Genomic DNA, 23,582 nt, shown 5'->3' on the forward strand with positions numbered 1-23,582 from the left:
TATAATTATAATAATTATGCTAATACTATCAAGCGCATACCTATCAACCGCATCCGTTTCAGGAAAACCATCACACTCGGTGAAGCCGGAACCTGTTGCGGCCACAGCCAGCAGCGGGCAGCCCGTGAACGTTACTGGCATATGGTCCGGTGAAGCCTATGTCCCTGACGCCACACAGGCAGCCTACGTCACCGGCCTGCTGAGGCAGATGGGAATAAACTACACGTATGCAGGTTCACTCATCTCGTTCACATTCCCCGCCTCAGCCTACAGCGAGATCGCCGGTTCCCTTTCTGCTATCCGGCAGGCCACAGGCATCGAATACGCACTTTCCAGCGGCGTGCATTACGCTGTTCCGTACATAGTGCCCCTGCAGGTTGGCTCCTCCGGCATCTACTACACACCCTCACAGATAGCAAAAGCGTACCAGTTCGACGAGGCCTACTCGGAAGGCGTCTATGGAAACGGCACCACGATAGTGATAGTGGACGCCTATGGCGACCCAAACCTCAACTACGACGTTGCGGCTTTCGATAACATAACTGGCCTGCCGCCCATAAACCTGAAGGTCATATACCCGATGGGCGAGCCGGCCCAGTACAACAGCAGCTGGGCCGTGGAGACCTCCACCGATGTGGAATGGGCCCACGCCATGGCGCCAGGTGCCAGGGTGATCCTCGTCGTAGCACCCTCAGCGGACAGCAATGTACTGCAGCAGGCCGTGAGCTACGCAGTTGACGAGAGGCTCGGAAACGTTATCTCCCTGAGCTGGGGCCTGCCGGAGAACCAGGTGGGCCAGTCCCAGATGGAGGTGGCGAACAAGGTGTTCGAGCAGGCCGCAGCTGAGAACATAACAGTGGTTGCGGCCTCAGGTGACCAGGGAGGCCTGGACGGCGAAAGCTCGCCCACCGTCAACTTCCCTGCATCTGACCCTTACGTGCTTGCTGTGGGTGGCACATCACTGTACTACGACAACCCGTACCAGCAGACCGCATGGGGTGGATACTATGACGGCACCACGTTCGGGAGCGGTGGCGGGTTCAGTGCCAACTTCTCCAGGCCGTACTTCCAGGCAGGCCCCGGCATCAACTCCACCATGAGGGGCTTGCCCGACGTTGCCATGGTGGCCAACCCTGAGACCGGGGTGCTTGTGGTTACCGATGGCACGGAGAGGCAGATAGGGGGCACCAGTGTGGGCGCACCAATATGGTCAGCCATCATTGCACTCATCGACCAGTTCGACCACAGGCCGGTTGGCCTCATAACCCCGATGCTCTACCAGATCTACAGGACTCCCTACTACAGTGACGCGTTCGTCCAGATCACGCAGGGCACGAACGGCGTGTATAACGCCGGGCCCGGCTGGAACCCTGTTACGGGCCTGGGAACGCCCATGGTGTACAACCTTATGGTCCTCACCTACTACCTGTACCTCCCATACGGGACCTACGAGGAGTTCACTGGCAGCTACCTGAACGCCACATCGGTCAGTGCCCAGGTATCCATGAGGGATTACGTGGCACAGTATGTGATCAACGGGACTGATTTTTACTACGTTGGTTTTTACAACGACGAGTTCAACTACACCAAGGTAGGCATAGGGGTGAACTCCACAGGTGTGTACGCGATAGCAGAGGTGGAGCAGGACGGGCAGGTGGCGCTGGACTCGAGGCAGGTGGCCAGCGGTGCAGCCCAGGCGGCAGGGTTCTCCGCCGAAATCTCGGCCAGTTACACGGACTACGGTCTCAGTGAGTACATCAATTTGACGTCCGGCATAGTCTACCACTTCACATTCAACACACTGGTCTCGTTCAAGGGCCAGTCATACCCCATCATAGGGGTGGATGTTGCGGGATCCGAGTACAACCTCTCGGACATAAGCACTGCACAGTTCTCGGGCATACTGATCAACGGCACGGCAGTCAGCGGCCAGCCGGATGTTTACACCGGCACTCTGGACTACCTGAACATGCAGAACTATTCCAGTGTGAACGTGTCCAGCAACAGTGCCGGGTACCTGTTCTCCACGGGAGTGCCCAGGATAGGTGGCGCACAGGGTAACGGGACAGGACAGATAGAGTACTGGCTGGCATTCGGCAACGGTGCCATAGAGGGGCATTTCCACACCCGTGGGCTGCCGCCTGGCGTGTGGTATGTCAATGGCACGGCGGTGTCCACTGGTTACAACATGACCTTCCCGTTCAGCAGGGGAGGCATATACCTGGTGACGTACAGCGCACCCGGCGTGGACATCTCAAGGTACGTCGCTGTGCCGTACTTCGGCTACGCGAGCCTTAACGTCAGCACGTCCGCACAGACCGACAGGTATGAGGTGTACAACGCCACAGTTGACTACTTCTACCACTACACGGGCAGCAAAAGCATCAGGGTGGCTGCCCTGGACACATCGAACAGTGTATCCATAACCGCCAAAGGCGAACACCCGTATAAGGGGAACGTAACGGCCGGGGAGGGCCTGAACGTTACCCTTATGCCGTACAACGTCACAGTGACGCTATACGTGTCACCCGGAACTGCAACCGTAGATGCGAAACACGTCAGCATGGTAAGGGACGGCGGGTTCTACACCATCTCCTCCACCCCACAGGAGATCAACCTAACGGTTTCAGCCAGTGGGTACTACAGCGACACCATCCAGCTTGAACTCCTGCCCGGCAGGAACGTTACTGAGGAGGCCCAGCTGGAGCCTCTGGCAACTGATTACGTGGTCGTACAGGGAGCGGTGGAGGATGCCCTCTACCACTACCCGGTCGTCAACGCGAACGTGTCGCTGGGCAGCCTTTACGTTTACACAAACGGGACGGGGAACTTCACCGCCTATGTGGAACCCGGCACGTACAGTGTCAGGATAGAGGCCCCACTCTACAGGAACCTGAGCTCGAACGAGACTTTTGACAGGTCTTCGAGTGTTGTCTTTTACCTCCAGCCGCAGGAGGTCAACGTATCGGTGATACCTCACATATACCTGCTCAGGAACTTCCCCTTCCTGTTCTACTTCGCATACGTCTCCTGGTCACAGTACACCGGATCGGGCTTCCAGTCTTACACCCTCTACATTTCCAACAGCTCGTCCTTCACCAACTATACGACCATGACTATAACTTCGCAGAAGCACACTTACGTGATCCTGGACAATGTCTATCCCGGGAAGACTTACTATGCCATGGTGATAGTGAGGACGTCTAACGGCCAGATATTCGGGAGCGGTGAGTTCCGCATAGGCTACACTAACATAGGGCTGCTGGCACTTAACGTGGTTATAGTGGTGGGCATCGTGCTCTACGTAACCTATGCAGTGAGGATATTCAGAAAAAGGAAGAGGTACGGGGAATGATCACAGGATCTCTTCCCTCAGGGCCCTGACTGCGTCCACCATGTTCTTAAGCTTCTGGAAGCCCACCTCCCTGGACCTGGTGCGCAGGCCGCAGTCCGGGTTCACCTTCACTAGCCTGGGGTCATCTACGACCGAGATCGCGTACTCTATGCGCTTCCTGATAAGGTCCACAGGTTCCACGGTGTCTATGTGCACGTCTGTGACCCCTATGCCTACGAACCTCTTCTTCGATACCGTCTCGTTTACCTGCGCGAAGTACTTCAGGTCACTGTACCCCAGGCGCTCCGATCCGGGTGCGAGCGGGTCCCTGTTCGCGTACTCCAGGTTATAGCCGTCTATGTTCATTTCAGGTATCCTGTCGTAAAGTATCCTGTAGTCCTTGCTGTAACACACATGGAGGCTGAACTCAACACCGCTTAGGCCCTCAGTGCACCTATTTATCGAATCGACGACAATGTCCATCTCTGACGGGTGTGTTGTGGTAGCGGGCTCGTCTATCTGCACCTCAAACCTCTCCTTCCTGCCCGACCTCTTCCAGAGCTCATACATCTCCTTGATCTCCTGGTTTATGATCTCAGCATATGCCATGGCCAGGCTGTGCCTGTCACTGTAATGCTCGTTGAATGACCAGTCCATCATGGTGTAGGGCCCGGTGATTGGCATCTTTATCCTCTCAACTGCGCTGTCAAGCAGGAACCTGAGCTCATCGATGTGGAAGGGTTCCTTCCTTCTTATGTCTCTGACCACACTCCCTTTCCTGTAGTACCGGTTGTCGAATGACCTCACTAGGCCATAGAACTCTATTCCGTCTATCCTGCTGGCCGGGTGCTCGTACATCTCCCACCTGAACATCTCCCCACCGACGCCCAGGTTGTCCAGCCCTGCCTTCCTGAACAGATCGAGTGTCTCCAGTGTGGCCTTTCCTGCCAGCTGCCTGAACTCCTCGGTGCCCTGTATGGAGTGGAACTTCGAGCTAAGGTACAGTGGCTTCCTGAAGCTGCCTATCTCCTGGGTTATGAGTATCTGTTCCATTCAGATCGCCTCCATTATGGCAACCTTCTTCTCCGCAATGCCCCTGGGTAGGAAGTCCAGGTAGTCGTTGGTCGTGACGTATAGGTCCCCGCTCAGCGTTGAGGCTGTGTCTTCCAGGTTCCTCATGGCATCCTTCCCCTCCAGCCTGGTGTTGTGGGCGTCGAGTGCCTTCACGCCCACGTTCCTGCACACCCTGGATGCTGCCTCAATGTCGGAAAGATCAACCACCAGAGTATCAGGCCTGTTGTGCAGGCCCTGGAATGGCTTCTCGCTGAACCTTCCCTGCACCACAAGCGTGACCTTGTAGTCCCTGAAAAGCGGATCCAGGACCGTGAGGTCGTCCTTTCCGTAAGGCAGTGCCTCGAATAGCACCATGTTCTTTGTCCCTGACTTCCCCTGGACCTGCCTGTATATGTCCACAAGGCCCTTAACTGCATCCCCTTCGGATATGCCATGAAGCCTCGAGAGCTTCACGAACGTCAGGGGCGAGGGCAGGAAAGTGGCCCAGCCGCTGTCCCTGGGCATGTAGATGGGCATGGGCGGGTTCTCCTCGACCTCTGCATCCGAATATGGGTCGAATCTCAGTTTGCCAACCTTTGATACCAGTGGTTCCCTGTAGAAGGTGTTCGTCTCCAGGTACCTGGTCAGCGGCCCCAGGGTGATGCCGTCTGTGGCCAGTGCCAGCGGCCTCAGGATGTCATGCCAGTTGAACAGGGGATCGGTCACAAGGTCTATGTTCCTGCACATCCCATAGAATTTCTCCTTCTCCTCCCTGATCCTTTCCTTCACCTCATCAGTCCCGACAGAACCCCTCTCCCACCTTCCGTAGGTCAGCCTCAGCTGCTCTGACCTCGGGAATATACCATAAAGAAGAGACCTGACCTGTCCCATATCAGACAACCTCCAGAAACTCCCTCGCTATGTCGTTCCTTCCAAGCGGCATGATATGCACCCCATCGACGTAGCCCCTCAGTTCCTCCACGAGCCTTTCTAATATGCCCCTGGAAGCAGCCAGCGGGTCTGAGCCGGAGAGCTTGCGCTTCGTTTCTTCGGAGAGCCGGACCCCCATGGCCTCTATGGACTTCAGCTGGGATTCCCTCCTGATGGGTATGAAGCCTAAGGAGAGCCTGAAGTCCCTGTTCCTGATCCACTCCTTCTGCAGCAGTTCAGGCTCGTACACGGCCTGCGTTATGAAGAAGTCTGCCCCGGCCTCCCTCTTGGCCCTGACGACCTGTTCCTCAACGTCCCTGTAAGGGTTCAGCGAGGAGCCGACGGTTACACTGCCCTCATAGTCCTTCATGTACACGGTACTCCTCTTGACCCTCCTGATGGTGCCCATGACGTCGAGCTCCCTGACCTCCCTGGATTCCGACTGGCTGGATATGGGGTCACCGCCTATCACGAAGAAGCTGTCTATGCCTGCCTTTATCCCCGTTATGACCTGGGCACTGATCTGGAGGCCGTTCTTGTCCCTCGGAGTTATGTGCGGCATAGGTTTCAGTGAAGTCCCCCTGGTGGCAACGTAGAGCGATAGGATAGGGTCAATGCCGGGCAGGCCCATGGGGTTCTCCGGCACCGTCACCATGTCAGCAACACCGTCAAGCACTCGGCCCGCTTCCATAAGGTCTTCAAGGCCGGGCGACTTCCTGGGGACTATCTCAACGGACTTCAGCATCATACCACTTGCGACCATCGAGATATTTAAGGTAAGAAATAATGGTTAGTCATATTTGTATTACCAGTGCTCATTCATATGTCGAACCGCACGCCCTGTGCCAGTGGCAGGTCATGGCCGTAATTCTTGGTCACCGTCTGCCTCCGCATGTAGTTCTTCCATGCGTCGCTGCCGCTCTCCCTGCCGCCGCCCGTCTCCTTCTCTCCCCCGAAGGCGCCACCTATCTCAGCGCCAGCCGTGCTCGTGTTCACATTGGCGATGCCGCAGTCAGAGCCGTGGGGCGACAGGAACTCCTCCTCCTCGCGCAGGTCTGTGGTGAATATTGCGGAGGACAGTCCCTGAGGCACGCTGTTGTGTATCTCTATGGCCTCCCTGAGGTCACGGTACTTGAAGACGTACAGGATGGGAGCGAAGGTCTCCTCCCTGCATATCTCCATGTCCTTCCTGGCCTCGATTATGGTGGGTTCCACATAGTACCCTCTGAGGCCGTCCACCGTCTTTGGCCTGCCCCCGAAGAGCACCTTTCCGCCCTCCTCCTCCGCCCTCTTGACCGCGTTCGTGAACTTCTCTACCGCTTCCCTGTCTATCAGGGGGCCAACGAGGACACCCTCCTGGCTTGGATCTCCTACCCTCACAGACGAGTATGCCTTGACGAGCCTGGAGACGAACTCGCTGTAGATCTTCTCAGAAACTATCACCCTCCTGGTGGATGTGCACCTCTGCCCTGCGGTTGCCAGGGCCCCGAAAAGCACCCCTTTCAGCGCAACCTCCATGTCAGCCTTGTCCGAGACGATTGCGGCGTTGTTGCCCCCGAGTTCGAGTATGGTGCGGCCAAGCCTGGAAGAAACCCTCTCGGCTATCCTCCGTCCGGTCCTGACAGAACCGGTGAAGGAGATGAGCGGTACCCTGGGGTCAGAGGCGAGCATTTCGCCCATCTCCACACCTGGGCCTGCTACCATCGTGAAGATGGGGGGTGCCGATTCCTCCTCCACCACCTCCGCCACGGTCCTCATTACCATTATGGCGGTAAGCACAGCCTTGGTGGAAGGCTTCCAGATCACAGTGTCACCCACCGTGGCAGCGATGAACGAGTTCCAGGACCACACGGAGGCGGGGAAGTTGAAGGCCGTGATCACACCCACTGGCCCCAGGGGGAGCCACTGCTCATAGAGCCTGTGGTGCGGCCTCTCGCTTGCCATGGTCAGGCCATACACCTGCCTGGATAGCCCGAGGGAGAAGTCAGAGATATCGATCATCTCCTGTATCTCGCCCTGCCCCTCAGTTATTGTCTTGCCCACCTCCAGGGTGACCACGAGGCCCAGCATGTCCCTCTCCTCCCTGAGCCTCTCGCCTATCTTCCTGATCAGCTGCCCCCTCTTGGGCGCAGGCCACTCCCTCCACTCCTCGAATGCCCTGGTAGAGGCCTTCACTGCATCCTCGTAAGCAGTGGTATCTGAAAGCATGACATCGGCCACAGGTTCTCCGTCCACCGGGCTCACAACAGTGTGTTTCCTTGTGCCCGCGGCCCACTTTCCATAGTATGTGGCCTCCAGTTTGCCGCCTAGGGAGAAGTGCTCCTCCACCCTCCTCCTCACATCTGCAATGTCCATAGGGGAAGATCTGGAGGAACTGAATATAACTTCACACAGGGTGGTTGGTTAAGAAAAACAGGTTAAAGTGGCCCAGGCAGCCAGGCCAAAAGGGAGGCGCACTCCATTCGTGTCCCATATTGTTGGGGATATCACTTCGATTCCTTGATGAGGAAGTACGGGTTCTTCCCACCGTCCGTTATCTCGTATACGATCTTGTTTGAGGTCTCCATCACCTCTTCCACGTGCCCTGGATCGATGTTTGGCCTCCTCTTGCTCTGCCAGTACAGGTCATATGTCTGGAGGAGGAATCTCGGGAAGTCTGCTATGTCTCTGAGGTAGCTGGGCATCATCTTCATTATGAAGTCCATGGAGTTCTTCATAAGCCTCTCCTTCTCCGGGTCCCTCTCCTTTATGTTCTTTATCTTCCCCCTGAAGTACTTGTAGAGGTAGAAGCTGTAGGTTGCGTAGAACTGTGCAATCTGAACCGTGACTGGCCCCAGCCGCGTCTTCATCACAGGGGTCACTATGTCGTACCTGTCCCAGTCCAGGGTGAAGAGGAGGTTGTTCCTGACGGCGTCATCGAAGACGCGTGTCCCAGGAAGGGGCGTGTAGATTGAGAACTGGATTGCGTCTGCGCCTGCCCTGGCCAGTTTCCTGGAGAAGCGGATTGATGCTATGATATCGCGGAGCCTCTCGTATGGTGCGCCGACCATCATGCCGACGAGGGTGACTATGCCGTTCCTTGAGAGTGTGTTCACTGCGTCCACGGACTGTGGCGTGAACTCGCCCTTGTGCATCTTCTTCAGCACCTCTTCGCTCCCAGATTCCACTCCGAGGAAGGCCACCTTCACCCCTGCCCTGGCAGCCTTCTCTATGAGGGGCTTGTTCTTAGCGGTCACGTCAGCCCTCATCTGCACTATGTATTTGAGGCCCAGGTCCTCCTCTATGATCCTGTCGAACAGCTCGTCCCTCTGCCTGACGTTCGGGAAGACCACGAAGATATCGTCTGTGAAGAAGACCCAGTTGTAGCCGTGTGCCTTGGCGTCGCGGAGTTCCGCCATTATCCTGTCGTTGCTCTTGTTCCTCCACTTGTTTCCCCATGTGGGTGTCACAGAGCAGAAGTCGCAGGCGTACGGGCAACCCCTGGCAGTCTCCAGGCACGCGACATACTGGTCGTTACCGAACACCTTGAACGTGTACTTCTCCCTCTCCAGGAGGTCAAGGGGAGGCATGGGGAGCGTGTCCAGGTCCCTGATCAGGGGCCTTGGCCTCGTCCTGTGTATGCCCTCCTCGTCCCTGTACACGATGCCCCTGACTCCTGACAGTCCGGTGCCCTGGTCCACCGCCTCAGCTATCTCATACATGGTTTCGTCGCCCTCGCCCAGTACAGAGACGTCGAAGCCGGAGCGCACGATCTCCTTGGGAAGGAACGTGGCGTGGTGACCCCCCGCCACCAGGAGGGTCTCAGGGCTCCTCTCCTTTATCTTCCTAGCAATGATACTCGCATTCACGTGGGCAGCTGTGGCGTGCAGCGTTATCCCCACAATGTCAGGCTTCATCTCGAGAGCGGCGTTTACAGTCTCCTCTATGGACAGGTTGTCACCCTCCATGTCTATGATCTTGACCCTGGACCCGGGTATCCTGAGCACCTCCCCCGCCAGGTCAAGGAGGCCCAGGGGCGTTGGGAGAAAACCCCACTTGGTGAGGTAACCACTTCCGGTCTTGTTGGTAGGGCGGATGAAGACAGCCCTCACAGCCATAGGAATCCAGCTTCCGGGGATTTATAAACCTTGATCGGCCATTTTATTTCGGTGCCTTATAATTAATTAACTACCTAATTGTTGGCAAGACGCTCAGAGGACAAAAGGTATGCTGTATCCACAGTCCGGACACCTGGAGTCTGGAGTTAACCTGATCCTCAGGGTCCTCATCATATCCCTCTCCACGAGCAATGAGCCGCACCCGGGGCAGTAGGTATTCTGGAGCCTGTGCCCGGGCACGTTGCCTATGTAGACGTAGTGGAAGCCCATCGACTTCGCAAGCTCTGCGTGCCGTTCGAGCACCCCGACGGGTGTGTTAGGCAGGGACATTAAACGGTAGTCCGGGTGGAACCTCAGGAAGCTTATGGGCACATCCGGGCCGCATATGTCCATGATGCGCCCCAGCATGGCCCTGGCCTCATCGAGGCTATCCCCTATCCGTGGCACCACCAGGTCGGTGACCTCAACGTGTATTCCCCCCGCCAGCATCTCTGCGATGGTATCATAAATGAGGTCCACATCGAACACTGACATAACCTTCCTGTAGAACTCCTTCGAGGCATTACCCTTGAAGTCAACGGTTGCAGCGTCTAGGAAACCGGAAATGAAACCGACGCTCTCCCTGGTCTCGAAACCGTTCGTCACGAATATGTTGATCAGGCCCTCCCTCCTGGCCAGCACTCCCACGTCCCTGGCGAACTCGCTGAATATGGTGGGCTCGTTGTATGTATAGGCTATGCCGCCACATCCGTAACTGATCGCTTCACTCACTATGTCTTCCGGCCCCATGTCGTACCCTTCCGGCCTCCTCCTCTGGCTCAGCTCGAAGTTCTGGCAGAACTGGCATGCGAAGTCGCAGCCGGCAGTGCCTATTGAGAGTATCCTGTACCCAGGGTGCATGTGCAGAACGGGCTTCTTCTCGATGGGGTCTATCTGGACAGCCATGGGCCTTCCGTAGACGTTAAGGTAGAGCCTGCCCCCCATGTTCTGCCTGACACCGCAGAACCCTATCTGGCCGTCCGCGAGTGTGCAGTACCTCCTGCATGCCGTGCACCTTACCTTCCCGCCCACCTTCTCGTAGAGTACTGCCTCACCCTGCACATGTACACATGCAAGGGTGGGATAAAGCGTTATCCAGTTCTCCGCCAGAGGGACTGCGTGAAGACTGTTGCAGTGAGGACCCACGGCACGGATCAGAGGTATGCGACTACTGAGCCGTAACCGACCGTTGCGTTCATGTCACCGCTGGCCTCCCCAGAGGTGGAGTGGTGGAGCAGCTTCATCCTCCCACCCAGTTCCGCAGTGATGTGCATGAGCACCGCTATTGGGCCGTAGCCGCATGCCGTGACCCCCCTGGCCCTTAGCGTCCTGTAGAACCCCTCTATGTCCAGGTCGATTATTCTCTCAATGAGCTCCATGTCCTTCTTCACCACCACCTCGTGCGGCTCGTAGTGTGTGAAATCTGATGAGGCTATGAGCACCACATCCCTCCTGAGGGCGCTGATGGATCTGTAGAGCTCCTCCGATGCCTGCGGGCCCTGGTCTCCCATGGCCACAGGTACGAAGGAGAAGTCGTCACCGAAGAGGTACTGGAGGAAAGGTACCTGGACTTCTATTGAGTGCTCCATTGCGTGCGCAAGCTTGTCCGAGACTATGTTCCTCGACTTCGTGCACAGATCCCTGGCGAGGTCCTCGTCCACCCTTGCCCTCCCGAGCGGCGTGAGCCAGACGCCCTCAGGGTACACCGCGGAGTAGGACGGGTAGCCGTTGTGGTTCGGGCCGATTATCAGGAAGTCCCTGGACTGCGACCTGGAAAGTGCCCTGTAGGAATACATGGCGGTGAGGCCTGAGTATATGTATCCTGCGTGCGGTACGATGACACCTATGACCTTCCCCGGGATTTCCTCTGGCCTGGCACGCTTCTCGAAGCCTGCCAGCATGGATATGACCTGCTCCTCGTCGTTCGGGTAGAAAGTGCCGGCCACGGCGGGTACGCGCATCAATTTGTCATGGCTTGCACGTTTAAAGTGTTAATGCTCAACAGAAGATCGTAAATCCCCCTTGTCCATGATCGCGTGATGGAACTGGAACAGGCGATCATGAGGCCAGGCGTCCGTGAGGCGCTCAGGAAGCTGGCTGTGGAAGCCATAAGAGGGATATTCACAGGACAGGTGCCTGAGGTGCCCGAAGACCTAATCGGTCTGGATGAAAGGTGCGGTGCATTCGTCACCATAAAGGAGAACGGCATGCTCAGGGGCTGCATCGGTTTCTTGAGGAGCGATAAGAGCATCCCGCGGGCAGTCATGGAGAGCGCGAGGCTGTCCGCAACTGAAGACCCCAGGTTCCCGCCACTGACCGCGAGGGAGGTGGATAATATTGAAGTGGAGATAACGCTCCTGGGTGAGCCCTTTGAGCTGGACGTAAGTGACGGCATCAGGGGGAAGATAAGGATAGGCACACACGGCCTGATTGTGGAGAGGGGCCCCTACAGGGGCCTCCTGCTGCCCCAGGTTGCAACGGAGTTCGGTTTCGATGAGGAGCAGTTCCTTGAGGCCACGTGCGAGAAGGCTGGCCTGCCGCCAGGGGCGTGGAAGAAGCCCGGCACTAGGGTATATGCTTTTGAAGGCCTCGTCTTCTGAGGAGGGACCAAAAGGGACATATAACGGTGGGTGATGTTCAGACAGGATATAGGTCACCGGGGGAGCTCCGTAGGGGGCTGAGAGGACCCATTGGGGTCGACCCTTTGAACCTGATCCGGGTAATGCCGGCGTAGGGAGGTGTGTCATGTTTGCTGGAACATTACAGTGAGTTAAGGAAACACCTTGACAACAGCCCTTGGGAGAGGAAGCACACCCTCATGATCCTTTCCGTCGCTTCGTCGTTCTTCCTGTGGGGCGTCATACTGGCCATAGCGCCACTCGTCACAACATGGTACTTCATACCGCCCTCAGCAGACGAGTATATACTGATCGCATCGCCAGTTGGACTGCTGCTCGGGAACTACATAATGGGCCTCCTCTCAGACAGGTTCGGGAGGAAGCCCGCATATGTCCTCACCCTGGTTCCCACCGCGGTAGGCCTACTCCTCATAACCCTATCCTTCTCATGGTTGCCCATAGCGATCGGCATCTTCCTCTCTGAATTCGGAATAGGTGGGGACGAGACTGTATCCCTGTCCCTCATGGGCGAGATGCTCCCGCTGAGGCACAGGGGGAGGGCTATTGTGTCAATATCGAACATTGCAAACATCTCGATCACGCTCATCTCACTCCTGTTCCTGCTGCAGCCCAGGGTATCATCATCAGTCTTTGTGGAGAAGGAGATCTTCGGGGCCATGGTCGCGGTCTCCCTTGCAATAGCCATAGGAAGCAGGTTCTACCTCCCGGAGAGCGAGAGGTGGGCGTACCTGAACAGGAACGGTGAGGGAGAGAGACCCATGAACTGGCTGACCTTCGCCGCGCTGTCTCTCTTCGCCATCACGATAATAGTTGGGTTCCCGCTGACAGCACTGGTGATAGGGCCATTCCAGTTCCCGCAGTACACCGATACGTTCGAGTTCCTTGTAACCCTTGCAGAATCAGTGACGGGCGTTGTCTTTGGCCTCCTGCTGGCAGAGAGGATCAGCAGGAAGTCTGGCAGCCTCATCGCCTACACAGGCGGCTTCGTCTCCATCCTTTTAATAGTGCTTTTCCTCAGGTCACTCACCCTCGCACTCTTCCTGGTCATACTGGTCGTGAACGGGGTCTTCGGTGAGATCGGCTGGGCCGAGAGGGAAATGCTGGAACCGGAGAGCTTCTTCACACCCAGGAGGGGCAGGGCCATAGGGTACGTGAGAATGGTCGGATACGCTGTCTACGTAGTGACAATACCCCTGCTCGCGAGGGCAGGTGAGTTCGAGTACTTCGTGTTCACCTGTGCCATCTTCCTCCTCGGTTTCATTGGCGCTCTCCTCTACTTCCTGGGTGGCAGGGAAACGAGAGGCATTAGCCTGGAGTGATGTGATATGGGAAGGAGGCCTCTGCTCTACGCTGTCACGGAGGGTTTCAGTGGGGAAGGGTTCTTCAGGAAGGTAGCCGAGGCACTGGAAGGGGGCGTAGATATCCTGCAGTACCGCGATCTAGGGAAGCACGGAAGGCACGCTGAAATAGCGAGGAGGCTAAGGGCGATATGCAGTGACTTCGGGGTACCGCTGGCCATAGACGATGAGCCCTGGGTCGCAAGGCAGGCTGGTGCCGACATGCTGCACCTTGGGATAAGGAGCTTAACCAATACAGTATCCCTCTGGTGGTCCGAAGGGGAAGCACGGGACTGTTCCGGGATAAGACAGGGCAGCGACATGCTTGCCTTCCCAGGCCATGACAGTAGGCCTGTGCTGTGCAGGCATATGCCGAGCCTGGAGGAGGCCAGGGCTGTTGTGGGCAATCTTCCAATCGGAACATCAGTCTACTGCAGCCCGGTATTCGCTGTGGAGGCGCAGGCACACGGCTATGCTTACGTTTCAGTGGGCACGCCCTACATGAGCGTGACGAAGAGGATAGCGACGGTCTGCTCCATGCAGAACCTCTCAGAGGCCGTCAGGGCAGTCAGAATACCTGTGTACGCGGTGGGCGGCGTTAACCTCAAGAATGCTGCAGAGATCCTTGAAACTGGCGTATCCGGTCTTGTTTCTGTGTCCGCAATATTCTCTGCCAACGACGTCAGGGGAACTGTGAGAAAGTTCATAGAGGTCCTTGAAGGTTTCACCGTTGACAGGGACCCGTTTCCTGTGGGGCTGGTGAGGTAGAATGTCAGGATGGAAGCCTATACTTTACCTGATAACGCCTGACTACATTGGAGAGGGCTTCTTCAGGCTCGTGGAGGATGCACTGGATGGCGGGCCAGATGTGCTGCAGTACAGGGACAAGAAGAGCACAAGGCAGACCAGGACAGAGGTGGCGAGGAGGCTGCGCAGGATGTGCCATGACCGCGGGGTGGCCTTCGTTGTGGACGATGACCCGTATGTTGCCAGGGACAGCGGGGCTGACCTGTTGCATGTGGGCAGGGACGACCCGAGCATTGAGGAGGCCAGGGAGGTAGTAGGCAACATGCCCATTGGCTCCTCTTCGTACTGCAGCACCAGCCTCGCGAGGGACCTGGAGAGGCGCGGGTCGGCATATGTGGCATTCGGGGCCTTCTTCCGGAGCCCCTCGAAGCCAGAGGCAGCCCTCTGTGACAAGAAGACCATCACAGAGGGCCTGCGGGCCGTAAGGATACCGGTATATGCCATAGGGGGAATCAGCCAAACCAATGTCAAGCCGCTGCTTGAACAGGGTGTCTCAGGCGTTGCAGTGATCTCCTCCGTCTTCTCCTCGGAGAACCCTAAGAGGGCGGTCTTGGAATACAGTGGAATACTGGCGGAGTACAGGTGCGACAGGGACCCACTGTCATGGTTCAGGAGGGCTGGTCAGGCCGGACCCTGAATGAGCAATACACCTCCCTGCCTTTCCCTGTGGTGCCTGATTGCCCAAGCCATTTTCCCACCTTCCCGCTTTTAGACTCTGACTATGAGTGCATGCTCCCTAATACCCGTCATCCTTGGTGTTACTGGAGAGAGACTGTATAAAGGCCCTTTTTAATGCTCTCTTACTCAAAGGATCGACACTTCGCTGACGATGAGCAGGTGCAGGGTTCCGGGGCGCGGGCCAGATGTGGGGCGTCCAGGGGAGTCCGGGGTCATGGGCTGGACACCTGCGGGGATAAGCGAAAGTCCTGATCCAGCCGCAGGCATACATTTTTTAATCCCGTGAATATCGGGAATTCACAGGGCCGGTAGATCAGCGGTAGATCGCCTGCTTTGCAAGCAGGAGGCCTCGGGTTCAAATCCCGACCGGTCCACTTGATATATTAATCGAATACTTTCATGCTAATGCTCGTTATGCTATTATGAAGATCCAGCCGAAATATCAGGAGCTGCTTGCAGATGAAGACGTGCGGACGTAGTTCGAGGATCTAGAGGCAAGATCGTTGCTGAGTACAACTGTAGCCCTGAGGAACCCCGGGCATCACTGCGAGACCATGCATACCGGCCACAGGGAAATTCTAAACATAGGAGAGGGCAACTAGAGGGATTTCAGATGCGAGCTCACGGATCTTGTCGAAGACTTGGGGGAGAGAAGGATGGGCCTTGCAGTCTAGGTATAATCGAAGCCATTTCTCCGTTCCCGGAAGTGATATATGCAGCGCTCCTGACCCCTGGTCTCCGGCCTCGCAAGCCTGGTGGCCATGATCCGCTTCAGGAAGGAGCGGTACAAGTCCTTTGGCAAGGATCCAGAGGGCCGGAAGCGGCTATGACGATAGACCTCATTGAGGAGAAGGCCATATTCAGAACTTTCGCACTATGGACCACGGGTGCAGCCCGCTATGGCACCTCGGGGCTTCAGAGTGAACTGACTCCCAATGACCTTCCTCTTGAGCATAATGCGTTTCTGCTCAACGCGGAACTCCTGCGTTTTCAGCAGCGTGACGGCAGTCCGGAAAAGTGAACTACTCACACTGGGCCGCCAGACACGTTTTGCCTTCACACACAGGCTGATACCGGACGACCCCACTTTCCATTTCCACCTCACTCATTCTCGAATGGAGTTGTTTCTGGTCTTTCCTATTCCACCGTCCCGTTCAGAGTGATAAACTGCCAGCCTGACCATGCCCCTGGCACCAGCCGCCCCGGACGCACGACACTGCATAAAGGTTCAAGTGCTGGTGGGTGTTCAGGGTTGCAGTGAATCCAAGGGGCCCACAAGAAGTTGTGGATGTACCGATAGCGGTACTCTCCCTGATTTTTTAACTTGACGGGGATTAAAGGGGTGGGAGTCCCCTATGTGGGGGAGGTGTAGTTCACCCTATCCTAACTGCAAAGAGCAAAGAATCGGAAGGCGGGAACGTTTTCCCCTGCTACTTCCTGTGGTAAATGAGGGATCCGGTGAGCATTCCCAGCTGTTCACCTGCCGAGGAGACTCTCTTCATGGAACTTGGCCAGTGATATCAGCCTGTAGACGGGATGGAGGAACTTGGAGTAAGGCGCAATGACAAAGACGGCGGCTATGATCGCATCGTGGACTAGGAAAGTTAGGCCGTGGTAGGGAGTACCCTGGAGCAGTGTAAACAACGTACCGGTGAGGCCTGCAAGCAGAAGGGCCACTGCGAACGGTAAATCGAAACCCTTCACCTCAGCGCTCCTCATGGCTACCGTGTCGATTGCGTCCATAGATATGAGGCCCGCAGAGCCCACCAGCATCATTATGGAGGCGGCCCCGTAGACTGCGACGGTCACGTGATCGAGGTCGGGATAGAGAGATATTGATGCCAGTGCGAGCAGGAAGCCGAAAAAGAATAGTGGGTGGAAAACTGCCCTCATGTACCTAGAGCGTTCACCCGGAACCCTGCACCCCACCCCTCCTCCCCTGAAATACCTGTGTGTGAGTGCATCCCGGAGCGCGGTCAAATAGGACCTCGGGCTCGCCTTCCCAAGGCTTTCCGCAGACCTGGAGAACCTGTACCCCTGCACGGCCCACATGGCGATGGTGTACGAGTAGAGGGTGATCGATATAGCCCTGAACAGCACAGGTGGAACGTAGTAAGTCAGCGGGGAGGCGCTGAACAGGTGGCGGCCTGTTAAGAGGGCATAAGCAACTGCTGCGACCACTGCAATGGCCAGGCTGGACAGTGCAAAGGCCCAGGGGTGATCGATCAGCCTCACCATCGAGGGAGGCCAAACACTTTCCCTGTAGCTCCTGAGCCTGGACTGGCCCAGTACCCTGGGGATGTTCAGCCTGTACTCATGCAAAGGCTCGTTGAACGGACAGGCGTAATAGCAGTCCCTACAGTCGTGGCAGAGGTTCGCAATATAGGGTATCTCCTCCAGCCGGAGTGTGTGCCTGAACTCTATGGCATCCCAGACGGCACAGAAGCCCTCACAGTAGCGGCAAGCATTGCAGATGGTCAGCTGCCTCAACGCCTCACCGTAGACCCCGGGTACTTCACTCACCTTCCCACCCCCCAGCTATCCTGCCGAGCACAGAACCTATGGTAAGGCCAAAGCCTGCAAGGTAACCCGAACTGAGGACGTTTCCAGACGCTATCTCACCTGCCGCAAAGCCGTTCTCGATCTCGCCGTCCTGCGAGAGGATCATGGCTTCACTGTTGATCGCGACCCCCTGGTACGTGAAGGTCAGTCCAGGCCTCACCGGGAAGACCATGTACGGTGGGGTGTTGATGGGTACCGCCCAGTGGGACTTTGGCGGTTCTACGCCAGTGGTGTGCCACATGAAGGGATCGTTTCCTTCCATCACGATGCCCCTGTTGAAGCGATCAAGCGTCCCGATCAGACCGTCCCTATCTATTCCGAAGGCATCCGAGACCTCGGAAAGCGAGTGTGAGGTGAATGGAGGGTAAGCGGTTGGCATATACCTCCCGACAGTCTTTTTGTCTGTGATGACATAGGCAGTGCACCCCTTCTGCTCTGCAACCAGCCTGCCCCATATGGCATACCTCTTGGGCCAAATGTCCTCACCCTCGTCGTAGAACCTCTCCCCGCTGGAGTTGACCGCCACACCCCAGGGGATCGCATCTATCCTTGTCACAATACCTCCATCGTAGTCTGGGCCCCTGGCGTCCACCGCCACCATGTGTCCAGACCTCTCCAGCCCAGCGGGAATGGCTCCAGCATCGAGCAGTGCCCTGAGCGGGAGGCCAGTGTTGTACCTGCTACCCCTGACCTTTATGAGTTGCGATGCCTCGCCCCAGAACTCAGAGAGCCATTCCCTGTTGGCCTCGAAGCCACCGGAGGCAAAGACAAACCTGTCTCCTTCAATATTTACACTGCCACCGGGGACTGTTGCCCCGACATGTGTGATCCTGTTCCCCCTTATACCGACAGACACAACCTGTGTCTCGTAGAGCACCCTGACCTTCAGCTTGGAGAGATAACTATAATAGGTGTCGACAAGGAACTTACCGCCACCCATGAAAAAAGCGTTGGTCCTGTTGAGGTCAAGGGTACCCCTGATCTCCCTCTTGAACCTCACCCCGTGCCTGTGCATCCACTCTGGTATTAACTCGGAGCGCTCAACCACCATTTCCGCCAACGATGAACTGAAAGAGCTGCCTGAAACCTTTCTCAGGTCTTCCAGCAGTTCCCTCCTCGGATATTCACCGCTGGTGAACCTGTCCTCACCGTGGGCATACCTGATATCCCTTGTGTACTTCGAGTTGCCTCCCCTCAGCGCCTCTGGGGAGGCCTCGATGAGGATCACCTCAGAACCCCTCTCAGCGGATTCGATAGCTGCACAGAGCCCGGCGTTACCCCCACCTATTACAACAACCCTTTCCATCTTGCCCCCTAAGTCACTTCAATTCATTTATTTCTGATCCTGTATCTGTGCACTCAGTACTGGCACTTGGCTGACCAGCCATGAGATCAAGATTCATGGCCACCTCTGAAGAGAATTGTTCTCCTGGACCACCCAATCGTGACACCTGAAAATGGCTGACAGTCTCATGCCCAGAGGTGCCTCGCTTACAGCCGCAGCAGAAATGTAGGCTGGGCTGGTTGGAGCGTTCGGGCTCTAGTAACTGGGCATGGAGGGGAAAATGGAGACCTGTTCCGACCTCGTCCCGGAATGCAAGCAAAGCTTTCGGTTGGGCTGAGGACAGTAGGTGCATACTTTGCAAAGCTACAGGTCCAAGGGCGAGAACTACCCTGTGGGGGCGAACCAGTTAGATGCTGATACTTCCTTCTGTGTTACTTATCCCATATGCCGTCTGGTGGTGAGCGGCCATTCATGCCTGTTGTGGAGGTTCACCCCCATCCCTGATGGCACGTTGCCTGAGCTCGTCTATGCTCACCATGGTGCCTTCCCTCTCCACGAACCAGAAGTGCCAGCCGTTGTTCGCATCCTTGCCTAGGAGCTGGGCACTGACCCTGTGGATCGAGCCAGTTAATCCACCACAGGTCACTGTGGCGTCTGCCATCACAGTGGCCCGGTAAGTCCGGTCAGGTGAGTAAATGAACTCACCTGGTAAGATGTAGCCACGCTCTATAAGTTCGCCGAATGGCACCCTCCTTGGCCTCTCCTCCAGCCGGTTTGGCAGAATATCTTCCGGGTATGGCACTGTCCTGCGCAGCCTCTCCTCACAGACCCTGAGGTAGGCCTCGTTCTTCTCTATGCCTATGTACCTCCTGCCAAGCCTCTTGGCCACGGCCAGAGTCGTCCCAGTCCCTGCAAAGGGATCTAGAATGATATCACCTGGCTTTGTGCATGACGTTATGACCCTGTAGAGCAGTGCCTCGGGCTTCTGTGTCGGGTGCGCCTTCCTCCCACCTATCCTGACCCTTTCCTTCCCCTGGCACACCGGGATGTGCCAGTCGCTCCTCATCTGCAGGTCGTCGTTGTAGGCCTTCATGGTCCTGTAATTGAATGTATACCTCGATTCCCTGTCCCTGGCAGCCCATATCAGCGTCTCGTGCGCGTTGTTGAACCGTGTGCCCCTGAAGTTGGGCGTGGGGTTCGCCTTGATCCAGACAACATCGTTGAGTATCCAGAAGCCCAGGTCCTGCATTATCTTGCCGACCCTGAATATGTTGTGGTAAGTGCCGATGGCCCATATGGTACCGTCTTCCTTCAGTAGCCTCCTGCACTCCCTGAGCCAGCTTTCGGTGAACGCATCGTACTCCCCAAATGACGCGAACCTGTCCCATTCCTCGGAGACGCCCTCGAACCTTTCCTGGTTGGGCCTGTAGAGGGGGTCCTGGAGCATTAGGTTATAGGGTGGGTCTGCGAAGATCATGTCCACGCTTCCGCCCGGGATGCGCCTCATCACCTCCAAAGCGTCGCCTAGGAAGACCCTGTTGACGAACTCGACCTGTGAAAACCGGGCATTGCCTTCCTTCATTGGGAGAGCACCCTCTATTGCCATTCACCTGTATGTCCAGGCAGTATGTATACTACACCCCACAGGTCACCCTGCCAAGCCAGATCGGATTGCGTACAGTCCCACCCGGATAAGCGCCCCTCTGTTCGCCTGAATTTCCGACGCTCAAGATCGGGGTTCCACGCCCTATTTAAACTGGCAGGCACCGTGGGGCCTCGGATATAGCGAATGGTGCATGGGAGGTGTTGTTTCATGGGCTTCAGCAGGTGCGGTCTTTACGGGCACATGACTCCATACCGGCCTGAAGCACAGCATGCCGGAGTCCGGGCATTTTTTGTACCCCTGGAGCCACAGGGCCAACATGCGGTTTCACTATGGCATGCCATGGCCACCGGTTACCTGCAGTACTCTGGGAGGGGCGGGTGTCCTCCCGGTCTAGAGGCACCCGGTCACGGCTCGGGTGCGTTCGGCCCAGGTTGGAGGTGGCAGCATGTGCCAGTTGGCCCTGGAGGCCACCCATATCAGGCCGCAAATGTATTCACATAACTACCGGTACAAGGGGTCCAGTATCCGCATCCCGTGTTTTCCCTGTGATCGGGGAGGCATGGTGATGGATAGACACCAATGCTTTGAATCAGGATAGCCGTGACATATTGTCTGGGAGGAGTGGAAGAGTCAAACAAAAGGCACCGGCTACCCCCTGAAAAACCCAGCACCGGGCGGGTCTGAACCTTTAATACACGATTCATATTATCCTCTGGGCGAGGGTAACTAAGCCTGGCCAACAGTGCAGGACTTAAGATCCTGTCCCGAAGGGGTTCGTGGGTTCAAATCCCACCCCTCGCATAGCCGCCTAGGATCGATGCGCAGTCGCACCTGGTATCGGCGGACATAAAATGAGTATTGCAGGAGCAAAAGGTATTGCTGCCGTACCACTCCCTACGTGTGCGATCCCAAAGGCGCTGCGTGAAAGACATAGTTTTATAACTCACAGGTAACTTACAAGACTATGGCATTTCCCGGTGGGTTCCCTGCGGGTGGAGAACTTGTGGAGTTCGAGACGGAGAAAGAGCCTGAGTGGATAACGGTCAAGCTGAAGGACGGCTCTGTGATACAGATTAAGATGGAGATCGTGGCCATAATGAGAAACGGGAACGACATGAACACAGGTCTGCCGATCTACATGGTGCAGGCCACAAACATAATAAGGATGGTTAAGGTCCCGCCGGAGCTGATACAGAGAAGGAGGCCACAGGACGACAGCAAGGGGCCCACGATGTACAGGTAGGAAGTGCAACTGCAGGTATCGGAAAAAATACTCCAGATTTAAATATGCATTCGCATTTTCCGTGGAAATTCTTTTTAATTCTATGTACATCTATGCATGAAGTTCTTTGGACGACAAGGACTGGCAGATAATCAGGCTGCTTCGTGAGAATTCCCGCCTCTCAAACTCAGAGATAGGCCGCATCCTGAACGTTTCCGAGGGTACAGTGAGGAAGAGGATATCAAGGATGCTGGCCACAGGGGCCATAAAGAAGTTCACAGTCGTTACAGGGAACGAGGGGGTCGACGCAATAATCCTCGTGAGGCTGGAGTCGAAGAAGACCAAGAACGTCATAGAGGAGATCAGGAAGAGGTTCGATGAGATATACGAGTACTCCGGCAGGGTGGACCTGGCAGTCAAGATAAACTGCTCCTCTCTCGATGAGCTCAACAGCATAGTGGACAGCATAAGGGCGATTGACGGGGTCAGGGGGACAGATACCCTGATAAGGCTGAAGTGAGTGGCCGCAGTGCGCTTTTTTTCCGCCCGTCCAGTCCAGAGAGCACTGGCTAAGGGTTATATACATTTTTAAGATAGGGCAAAGGAGGTACAACCATGGCAGAGGAGAACGTGATCTTCGTCGGAAAGAAGCCAACAATGAACTACGTGCTGGCCGTTGTCACACAGTTTAACAACAATGTGGACAAGATAATAATAAAGGCCAGGGGCAAAGCCATCAGCAAGGCCGTGGACATAGCTGAGATCACAAGGCACAAGTTCATACAGGATGCAAAGTACGCGGAGATCAGGATCGACACCGAGACCCTCCACGGGGAGAGGGGAGAGAGCAACGTCTCCTCCATAGAGATAACACTCACGAGGTGATCTGGGCACCTTCATCCGGGTGGCCCAATATATTTTATTGTATCAACGGGCAAAAACACAACCATTTTGTTACAAAGGGTTAAATTGGCATTGGTAATATTAAAAGTGTTAGCATGAATGGCCTGGGTGACTTCCTGGAGTGGCAGAAGAACCTTTCCACAAAGATCGAGAAGATAAACGCCAGGCTCCTGGAAACTGTTTATTGCGAGCAGGAGGAACTCTACAGCTGGGCCAGGTACACAATTGAGGCGGGCGGAAAACGTTTCAGGCCACTTCTCACGATACTCGCTTACGAGATAGGCTGTGACAGGCCATACGAATCCATACTTGACCTTGCAGCTGGCTACGAGCTGATACACACGGCCAGCCTCATACACGATGACATAATTGACAATGCTTCCTTCAGGCGTGGCCTGCCCACGCTGAACGTGAAGATAGGAGTGAACAACGCCATCGTTGTCGCTGACTACCTGTTCGCAAAGGCTTACGAGCTGGGCTCGAGGTACGGGCCCGTTGTGTCGAAGGTCATGGCCGATGCATCTACGAAGCTAGCCGAGGGCCAGATACTCGAAGCAATAAACCTAGGAAACCTCTCGCTACCGGAGGAGACCTACCTGAAGATCATAGAGAACAAGACTGCCAGGTTCTTTGCGGCCTGTGCACTGGGCGCAACGATAGCTGCAGGTGCCCCGGAGAACGTCAGGAAGAACCTCACTGACTTCGCCTACAACCTCGGGATGGCATTCCAGATAACCGACGATATACTCGATATAGTGGGCGACCAGAAGAAGATAGGCAAGCCAGTGCTCACCGACATAAGGCACAGCGCCATAACCCTTCCCATCATCGTGGCGCTGAGGAACGCCAGCTCTGCCAAGAGGAAGGTCCTGACGGATGCCCTGAGGGGTGCCCAGGACATGATAGAGCCAGACCTGCTCAGGTCCGTGTTCATAGAGACGAATGCCATAGACTACTCCTTCGACATGGCTAGGAAGTACACGGAGAAGGCCATGGAGAGCCTCAGGGGTACAGGCAAATCGCCTGACCTCAACCTCCTGATGGAGCTGGCCATGATAGTCATAGAGAGGATAGAGGCAATGAGCTGATT

20 protein-coding genes, 2 tRNA genes and 1 riboswitch are annotated in these 23,582 nt (G+C 56.1%); of the genes, 12 read left to right on the forward strand and 10 right to left on the reverse strand.

The window, feature by feature from the left end:
• The first annotated feature begins 16 nt into the window (after positions 1–16).
• A complete protein-coding gene (locus IEW66_RS00230; protein ID WP_188679296.1) occupies positions 17–3,355 on the forward strand; it encodes a S53 family peptidase in 3,339 nt (1,112 codons plus the stop codon).
• Here the strand turns inward: IEW66_RS00230 and IEW66_RS00235 are convergent, their stop codons facing one another.
• The 7 genes from IEW66_RS00235 to IEW66_RS00265 all read right to left on the reverse strand — a co-directional run bounded on the left by IEW66_RS00235 (position 3,356) and on the right by IEW66_RS00265 (position 11,414).
• Positions 3,356–4,387, reverse strand: coding sequence for a methionine synthase (locus tag IEW66_RS00235; protein ID WP_188679298.1), 1,032 nt, complete (start codon positions 4,385–4,387; stop codon positions 3,356–3,358). It lies immediately after the preceding gene.
• Positions 4,388–5,278, reverse strand: a complete 891-nt coding sequence (locus IEW66_RS00240) for a uroporphyrinogen decarboxylase/cobalamine-independent methonine synthase family protein (protein ID WP_188679300.1) — start codon at positions 5,276–5,278, stop codon at positions 4,388–4,390.
• A gap of 1 nt (position 5,279) precedes the next feature.
• Positions 5,280–6,065, reverse strand: coding sequence for a methylenetetrahydrofolate reductase (locus IEW66_RS00245; RefSeq protein WP_229657390.1), 786 nt, complete (start codon positions 6,063–6,065; stop codon positions 5,280–5,282).
• 71 nt (positions 6,066–6,136) lie between these two features.
• A complete protein-coding gene (amaB, locus tag IEW66_RS00250; RefSeq protein WP_188679304.1) occupies positions 6,137–7,672 on the reverse strand; it encodes an L-piperidine-6-carboxylate dehydrogenase in 1,536 nt (511 codons plus the stop codon).
• Positions 7,673–7,803: 131 nt separating this feature from the next.
• The gene (locus IEW66_RS00255; protein WP_229657391.1) at positions 7,804–9,414 is read right to left on the reverse strand and encodes a B12-binding domain-containing radical SAM protein; all 1,611 of its coding nucleotides are present in this window, start codon (positions 9,412–9,414) and stop codon (positions 7,804–7,806) included.
• 93 nt (positions 9,415–9,507) lie between these two features.
• Positions 9,508–10,515, reverse strand: coding sequence for an AmmeMemoRadiSam system radical SAM enzyme (gene amrS / locus IEW66_RS00260; RefSeq protein WP_188679307.1), 1,008 nt, complete (start codon positions 10,513–10,515; stop codon positions 9,508–9,510).
• 92 nt (positions 10,516–10,607) lie between these two features.
• Positions 10,608–11,414 carry an MEMO1 family protein gene (locus IEW66_RS00265; protein ID WP_229657392.1) on the reverse strand — a complete coding sequence of 269 codons (807 nt, stop codon included), beginning with the start codon at positions 11,412–11,414 and terminating at the stop codon, positions 10,608–10,610.
• Positions 11,415–11,492: 78 nt separating this feature from the next.
• On the opposite strand from IEW66_RS00265, the gene amrA reads away from it, so the two are divergent.
• The 6 genes from amrA (at position 11,493) to IEW66_RS00295 (ending at position 15,935) form a co-directional block, all read left to right on the forward strand.
• Complete coding sequence (amrA, locus tag IEW66_RS00270; RefSeq protein WP_188679311.1) at positions 11,493–12,053, forward strand: AmmeMemoRadiSam system protein A; 561 nt, start codon at positions 11,493–11,495, stop codon at positions 12,051–12,053.
• A gap of 48 nt (positions 12,054–12,101) precedes the next feature.
• Positions 12,102–12,207, forward strand: a riboswitch (TPP riboswitch).
• Entirely contained in the window at positions 12,203–13,411 is a 1,209-nt protein-coding gene (locus IEW66_RS00275; protein WP_188679313.1) for an MFS transporter, read from the forward strand. Its footprint overlaps the riboswitch before it by 5 nt.
• Before the next feature lie 6 nt (positions 13,412–13,417).
• Positions 13,418–14,197, forward strand: coding sequence for a thiamine phosphate synthase (locus IEW66_RS00280; protein ID WP_188679315.1), 780 nt, complete (start codon positions 13,418–13,420; stop codon positions 14,195–14,197).
• A gap of 1 nt (position 14,198) precedes the next feature.
• Complete coding sequence (gene thiE, locus IEW66_RS00285) at positions 14,199–14,873, forward strand: thiamine phosphate synthase (RefSeq protein WP_188679317.1); 675 nt, start codon at positions 14,199–14,201, stop codon at positions 14,871–14,873.
• A gap of 343 nt (positions 14,874–15,216) precedes the next feature.
• Positions 15,217–15,288: transfer RNA gene (locus tag IEW66_RS00290), tRNA-Ala, on the forward strand.
• Positions 15,289–15,740: 452 nt separating this feature from the next.
• Positions 15,741–15,935 carry a hypothetical protein gene (locus tag IEW66_RS00295; protein ID WP_075056691.1) on the forward strand — a complete coding sequence of 65 codons (195 nt, stop codon included), beginning with the start codon at positions 15,741–15,743 and terminating at the stop codon, positions 15,933–15,935.
• 455 nt (positions 15,936–16,390) lie between these two features.
• Here IEW66_RS00295 and IEW66_RS00300 read toward each other — a convergent pair whose 3' ends face one another.
• The 3 genes from IEW66_RS00300 to IEW66_RS00310 form a co-directional block, all read right to left on the reverse strand.
• Positions 16,391–17,437 carry a hypothetical protein gene (locus IEW66_RS00300; protein WP_188679319.1) on the reverse strand — a complete coding sequence of 349 codons (1,047 nt, stop codon included), beginning with the start codon at positions 17,435–17,437 and terminating at the stop codon, positions 16,391–16,393.
• On the reverse strand, positions 17,430–18,782 hold the full coding sequence (tcuA, locus tag IEW66_RS00305; protein WP_188679322.1) for an FAD-dependent tricarballylate dehydrogenase TcuA: 1,353 nt from the start codon (positions 18,780–18,782) through the stop codon (positions 17,430–17,432). The genes IEW66_RS00300 and tcuA overlap by 8 nt, the downstream gene beginning before the upstream one ends.
• A gap of 448 nt (positions 18,783–19,230) precedes the next feature.
• A complete protein-coding gene (locus tag IEW66_RS00310) occupies positions 19,231–20,343 on the reverse strand; it encodes a site-specific DNA-methyltransferase (RefSeq protein ID WP_229657393.1) in 1,113 nt (370 codons plus the stop codon).
• Positions 20,344–21,083: 740 nt separating this feature from the next.
• Here IEW66_RS00310 and IEW66_RS00315 point away from each other — a divergent pair.
• From IEW66_RS00315 to IEW66_RS00335, 5 genes are all read left to right on the forward strand, one after another.
• Positions 21,084–21,168, forward strand: a tRNA-Leu gene (locus IEW66_RS00315).
• A gap of 163 nt (positions 21,169–21,331) precedes the next feature.
• On the forward strand, positions 21,332–21,610 hold the full coding sequence (locus tag IEW66_RS00320) for a hypothetical protein (protein ID WP_188679323.1): 279 nt from the start codon (positions 21,332–21,334) through the stop codon (positions 21,608–21,610).
• 106 nt (positions 21,611–21,716) lie between these two features.
• Positions 21,717–22,109, forward strand: coding sequence for an Lrp/AsnC family transcriptional regulator (locus tag IEW66_RS00325; RefSeq protein ID WP_188679325.1), 393 nt, complete (start codon positions 21,717–21,719; stop codon positions 22,107–22,109).
• Between the two features lie 95 nt (positions 22,110–22,204).
• Positions 22,205–22,474, forward strand: a complete 270-nt coding sequence (gene albA, locus IEW66_RS00330; protein WP_188679327.1) for a DNA-binding protein Alba — start codon at positions 22,205–22,207, stop codon at positions 22,472–22,474.
• A 113-nt stretch (positions 22,475–22,587) separates the two neighbouring features.
• Positions 22,588–23,580 carry a polyprenyl synthetase family protein gene (locus tag IEW66_RS00335; RefSeq protein ID WP_229657394.1) on the forward strand — a complete coding sequence of 331 codons (993 nt, stop codon included), beginning with the start codon at positions 22,588–22,590 and terminating at the stop codon, positions 23,578–23,580.
• The last annotated feature ends 2 nt before the right edge of the window (positions 23,581–23,582 follow it).

This window comes from Thermogymnomonas acidicola (assembly GCF_014646795.1).
Taxonomy (GTDB): Archaea; Thermoplasmatota; Thermoplasmata; order Thermoplasmatales; family Thermoplasmataceae; genus Thermogymnomonas; species Thermogymnomonas acidicola.